General features: G+C 62.5%; 5 protein-coding genes. 1 reads left to right on the top strand and 4 read right to left on the bottom strand.

What is annotated here, in order from left to right:
* Positions 1-76: 76 nt before the first annotated feature.
* From ACIP8I_RS16850 to ACIP8I_RS16860, 3 genes are all read right to left on the bottom strand, one after another.
* Entirely contained in the window at positions 77-1,048 is a 972-nt protein-coding gene (locus ACIP8I_RS16850) for a thymidylate synthase (protein ID WP_400762503.1), read from the bottom strand.
* A 50-nt stretch (positions 1,049-1,098) separates the two neighbouring features.
* Complete coding sequence (gene lgt, locus ACIP8I_RS16855; protein WP_007965581.1) at positions 1,099-1,914, bottom strand: prolipoprotein diacylglyceryl transferase; 816 nt, start codon at positions 1,912-1,914, stop codon at positions 1,099-1,101.
* Positions 1,915-2,007: 93 nt separating this feature from the next.
* Complete coding sequence (locus ACIP8I_RS16860; protein ID WP_400762505.1) at positions 2,008-2,790, bottom strand: sulfite exporter TauE/SafE family protein; 783 nt, start codon at positions 2,788-2,790, stop codon at positions 2,008-2,010.
* 130 nt (positions 2,791-2,920) lie between these two features.
* On the opposite strand from ACIP8I_RS16860, the gene ACIP8I_RS16865 reads away from it, so the two are divergent.
* Positions 2,921-3,667: an NRDE family protein gene (locus ACIP8I_RS16865; protein ID WP_400762507.1), complete on the top strand. Its 747-nt coding sequence runs from the start codon at positions 2,921-2,923 to the stop codon at positions 3,665-3,667.
* 159 nt (positions 3,668-3,826) lie between these two features.
* On the opposite strand, the gene ptsP is transcribed toward ACIP8I_RS16865, so the two are convergent.
* Positions 3,827-6,000, bottom strand: a 2,174-nt coding sequence (ptsP, locus tag ACIP8I_RS16870; RefSeq protein ID WP_400762509.1) for a phosphoenolpyruvate--protein phosphotransferase, incomplete at its 5' end; no start/stop codon positions are given.

Here is a 6,000-nt window from a genome sequence, read left to right on the forward strand (position 1 = left end):
TTTACAGACACATCAATGTTGAATGTGCTGCCGTCATCGCTGGCAAGCCAGCTCCCACAGGTTTAATGGCAGTCTGTCAGACCGCCATCGGCGCGGTCATTGGCGCATGGTGCTCATAGCCTTCCAGCGAGAAATCGCTCGGTTCCACCAGCTCCAGCCACTCCGGCTGGTACACACCGGTCTTGGCAAACTCCGGTACACGATCGGAGATCTTCAGTTTCGGCATGGCGAACGGCTCGCGCTTGAGCTGTTCGTTGAGCATGTCCAGGTGGTTTTCGTAGACGTGCGCATCACCGATGAAATAGGTGAACCAGCGCGGCGTGTAGCCGGTCAGGCGCCCGATCAGGCTGAGCAGCGCAGCGCCTTCGGTGAGGTTGAACGGCGTGCCCAGGCCCAGGTCGTTGGAGCGGATGTACAGGGTCAGGGAGATTTCTTTGGTCTCGACGTTCGGGTGGAACTGGTACAGCAGATGGCATGGCGGCAGGGCCATTTCATCGAGCTGGGCGACGTTCCAGCCGTGGAAGAGGATGCGGCGGCTGCCAGGATCCTTGATGATCGTGTCGACACACTGGCGCACCTGATCGATGGCTTTGTACAGCACCACGTAGGCCTGACCGTCTTCTTCGCCCTGGGCGATCTGCTTGTAGCCGTTGCTCAGGGTCTGTTCGATGGCGGCGGTGTTGCTCAGCGGGATCTGTTTGTACGCCGGCCATTTGCGCCATTGCACGCCGTAGATTTCGCCGAGGTCGTCTTCGCCCTGACGGAACGGGTTGGCCAGCCACTGCGCGTTTTCGTTGGCGTTCTGGTCCCAGACCTTGCAGCCCAGCGCACGGAATTCAGCGGCGTTGTTCACCCCACGCAGAAAACCGCACATCTCACCGATGGCCGATTTGAACGCCATCTTGCGGGTGGTGATCGCCGGAAAGCCTTCCTGCAGATCGAAACGCAGCATCGCACCCGGGAAGCTGATGGTGTTGATGCCGGTGCGGTTGGCCTGTTTGCTGCCGTTCTTGATGACGTGCGAGACCAGTTCGAGATATTGCTTCATGAGTTACCTGTGTCCTTTGAGCCCCGGCGTCGCGCGCCGGGGTTCGTAGTTTAAGCGGTCGGCGCGAGCGGCGCTGCCGGCGCACGACGATAGGCCAGCCAGATCAGGAACAGCCCGCCGACGATCATCGGTACGCACAGCACCTGACCCATGGTCAGCCAGTTCCAGGCCAGGTAGCCCAGTTGCGCGTCCGGTACGCGGACGAACTCGACGATGAAACGGAAAATGCCATAAAACAGCGCGAACATGCCGGATACTGCCATGGTCGGACGCGGTTTACGCGAGAACAGCCACAGGATCAGGAACAGCGCGACGCCTTCGAGCGCGAACTGATACAGCTGCGACGGGTGACGCGGCAACTGCGCCGGATCGCTGAACGGCGGGAAGATCATCGCCCACGGCACGTCAGTCGGCTTGCCCCACAGCTCGGCGTTGATGAAGTTACCGATACGCCCGGCACCCAGACCGATCGGCACCATCGGCGCAACGAAGTCCATCAACTGGAAGAAGGTCTTACCGTTACGCTTGCCGAACCACAGCGCGGCGAGCATCACCCCGATGAACCCGCCGTGGAACGACATGCCGCCCTTCCACACTTCGAAAATCAGCGTCGGGTTGGCGATGTAGGCGCTCAGGTCATAGAACAGCACGTAACCCAGACGGCCACCGACAATCACCCCCATCGACAGCCAGAACACCAGATCGGAGAGCTTCTCCTTGGTCCAGGTCGGGTCGAAGCGGTTGAGCCGGCTCGACGCCAGCAGCCATGCGCCGCCGATGCCGACAAGGTACATCAGACCGTACCAGTGGATTTTCAGCGGACCGATGGCCAGGGCCACCGGGTCGATCTGCGGGTAAGGCAGCATTGCGACTCCTCGTTAGAGTTGAAACCAAAATTCCCGGGCGACGCTGCCACCTCAGGATTAAGCCAGGATTGCGGCCTGCTCTGACCCAGCGGGTCAGAGCAGGAAATTCAGGCCCACGCAGAACTGCAAAGCGGCGAACAGCCGTTTCAGCAAGCGCGGCGACAATCTGTGTGCCAGGCGCGCGCCGAGACGGGCGAACACCATGCTGGTCAGGGCAATGCCCAGCAGCGCCGGCAAATAGACAAAACCGAGACTATGCGGCGGCAACAGCGGATCATGCCAGCCCAGAATCATGAAACTTGATGCACTCGCCACAGCAATCGGCAAGCCACAGGCCGACGACGTTGCCACCGCCTGCTGCATCGGCACGCTGCGCCAAGTCAGGAACGGCACGGTCAGCGATCCGCCGCCGATTCCGAAAATCGCCGAGGCCCAGCCGATCACACTGCCGGCCACGGTCAGACCGAGTTTGCCCGGCACCGTTCGACTGGCCTTGGGTTTGACCTCCAGCGCCAGTTGCACGGCAATCACCAAGGCGAACACGCCGATGATCTTCTGCAGGTTCGGCCCGGAAATCGCCTCGGCCGTCAGCGCCCCAAAACCGGCGCCGAGCAGAATACCCACGGTCATCCACATGAAGATCGGCCAGCGCACCGCACCACGTCGATGGTGTTCACGCACGGCGTTGACCGAAGTGAAGATGATGGTCGCCAGCGATGTCCCTACCGCCAGATGCGTGAGGATCGACTGATCGAATCCCTGCAAGGTAAAACTGAACACCAGCACCGGGACAATAATGATCCCGCCGCCCACCCCGAACAGCCCGGCCAGCACGCCCGCACAGGCGCCCAATGCCAGATAGAGCAGAAATTCCACGGCCGTCTCCCAGACGCATCCCCAAAACCGGAGCGGCATGGTAACGGATGCATGGCCTTTGGCTCCACTGACGATGGATGCACGGACGCCGACTGCGTAGAGTGAGCAGAAAACACACAAGGATCACCTTATGTGCCTGATCGTTTTCGCCTGGCGCCCGGGCCATGCCCATCCGCTGATCGTCGCGGCCAACCGTGACGAGTTCTACGCCCGCCCGAGCCTGCCGCTGGCGCCATGGGCCGACGCGCCACATGTGCATGCCGGCCGCGATCTTGAGGCTGGCGGCACGTGGTTGGGGATCGGCGCCAACGGGCGCTTCGCCGCGCTGACCAATATCCGCGATCCGCACCAGCCACCGGCGCGCAAATCGCGGGGTGAACTGGTGGCGCGGTTTCTCACGGGCAATGCGTCGATTGATGATTATTTGCGCGATGTGGTCGGTCGCTCGCCGGAATACGCCGGGTTTAACCTGCTGCTGGGCAATGCCCATGAGCTGTGGCACTTCAATGCGCGGACGTCCGAGCCGGTGATGCTGCAACCGGGGATTTACGGGCTGTCGAATGCCGGGCTGGATACGCCGTGGCCAAAACTGCTCAAGGCCAAGGCAGCGCTGAGCGCGGTGCTGGATGATCCACAGCCTGCGCGACTGCTCGAGTTACTGAGCGATGCCCAGACCGCGCCGTTTGCCGAGCTGCCGGACACCGGGGTCGGGCTGGCCACTGAATCACTGCTGTCGAGTGTGTTTATTGCCAGTCAAAGTTACGGGACGCGGGCGAGTACGGCGTTGATCGTGCAAGCGGATGGCACGCGAAGGATGGTCGAGCGCAGTTTCGGGCCGTATGGCGGGCATTTGGGCGAGGTGGAGATCAATACCTGAAAGTGAGCAACCATTGTGGCGAGGGAGCTTGCTCCCGCTCGGGTGCGAAGCAGCCGCAACCCAGCCAATGCGATCTCTCAGAAGAATCTCATTGACCGAATGGGGAGCGCTCCGCACTCCAGCGGGAGCAAGCTCCCTCGCCACAGGGTCATCAGCCTTTCAGAGGGCCTTGTTGACCGCCGGCGGATTCATCTTCGACAACCCGAGATTCTTCAGCGCCAGTTGCAGCGAGCTGTGGATAACTTGCGGGTTGTCGATCTTCATCAGCTCCGCCAGCAGATCCTTGGCCTTGCTCAGGTTGATCTGACGCAGCATCCACTTCACTTTCGGCAGGTTGGTGGCGTTCATCGACAGGCTGTCGAAGCCCATCGCCATCAACAGCACCGCCGCTGCCGGATCACCGGCCATTTCGCCGCAGATGCTCACCGGTTTGCCTTCTGCATGCGCGTCGCGCACCACGGTTTGCAGGGCTTGCAGCACCGCCGGGTGCAGGTAGTCGTAGAGATCGGCCACTCGCGGGTTGTTGCGGTCGACGGCCAGCAGGTACTGGGTCAGGTCGTTGGAGCCGACCGACAGGAAGTCCACCTGCCGCGCCAGTTCCTTGGTCTGATAAACCGCGGCCGGTATCTCGATCATTACGCCAATGGGCGGCATCGGCACGTCGGTGCCTTCGTCGCGCACTTCACCCCAGGCCCGGTGGATCAGGTGCAGGGCTTCTTCGAGTTCGTGGGTGCCGGAGATCATCGGCAGCAGGATCCGCAGGTTGTTCAGGCCTTCGCTGGCCTTGAGCATCGCGCGGGTCTGCACCAGGAAGATTTCCGGGTGGTCGAGGGTCACGCGAATCCCGCGCCAGCCGAGGAACGGGTTGTCTTCCTTGATCGGGAAGTACGACAGCGACTTGTCACCGCCGATGTCGAGGCTGCGCATGGTCACCGGTTGCGGGTGGAACGCGGCGAGCTGCTCACGGTAGATCGCCAGCTGTTCCTTTTCGCTCGGGAAGCGCTGGTTGATCATGAACGGCACTTCGGTGCGGTACAGGCCGACACCTTCGGCGCCGCGCTTCTGTGCCCGCGCCACATCCGCCAGCAGGCCGGTGTTGACCCACAACGGCATGCGATGGCCATCGAGGGTCACGCACGGCAGATCACGCAGGGTATCGAGGCCCAGCGCCAGTTGTTTCTCTTCTTCGACCACCTCGGCGAACTGCTTGCGCAGCACATCGCTGGGGTTGGTGTAGACCTCGCCGCGGGTGCCATCGACGATCACTTCGATGCCGTCGACCTTGGCGTACGGCAGGTCAACCAGGCCCATCACCGTCGGAATGCCCATGGCCCGGGCCAGGATCGCGACGTGGGAGTTACCCGAACCGAGAACCGACACCAGACCGACCAGCGTGCCTTCCGGCACCTCGCCGAGCATGGCCGGCGTCAGTTCTTCGCTGACCAGAATGGTTTTTTCCGGGTAGACCAGGTTCTGCTGACGCTCTTCCTGCAGGTAGGCCAGCAGACGGCGGCCGAGGTCCTTGACGTCCGACGCACGCTCGCGCAGGTAGGCGTCGTCCATCAGTTCGAAACGGTTGACGTGCTCAGTGACCACCTGACGCAGCGCGCCCTGGGCCCACTGGCCGGTCTTGATCACGGTGGTGATTTCGCTGCCCAGCGAGGCATCGTCGAGCATCATCAGGTAGACGTCGAACAGCGCGCGTTCTTCCGGGCGCAGCTGGGTGGCGAGTTTGGCGGACAACGCGCGCATGTCGGCGCGCACGCCTTCGATGGCGGTCTTGAACAGCGCCAGCTCAGCGTCGATATCGGTGATGTGCTTGTCCGGCACCACGTCCAGATCCGCCGGCGGCAGCATGACCACCGCGGTACCGACCGCCGCACCCGGCGAACCCGGTACGCCGACGAACTTGGCTTCCTGAATGCCCTTGCCCTGACGGCCCAGACCACGGATCGACCCGGTGGCCTCGGCGTGGGCGATCACGCCGGCGAGCTGCGCGCTCATGGTCACGAGGAAGGCTTCTTCACCTTCGTCGAACTGGCGACGTTCTTTCTGCTGGATGACCAACACGCCGACGACGCGGCGGTGGTGAATGATCGGCGCCCCGAGGAAGGAGGCGTAGCGCTCCTCGCCGGTCTCGGCGAAGTAGCGGTAGCGCGGGTGATCCGCGGCGTTTTCGAGGTTCAGGGGTTCTTCACGCGTGCCGACCAGACCCACCAGACCTTCGTTGGGTGCCATGCTGACCTTGCGGATCGAGCGCTTGTTCAAGCCCTCGGTGGCCATCAGGACGAAGCGGTTGGTCTCGGGTTCAAGCAGGTAGTCCGAGCAGACCT

It is taken from the genome of Pseudomonas sp. NPDC088414 (assembly GCF_044753325.1).
In the GTDB taxonomy this organism is placed as follows: Bacteria; Pseudomonadota; Gammaproteobacteria; order Pseudomonadales; family Pseudomonadaceae; genus Aquipseudomonas.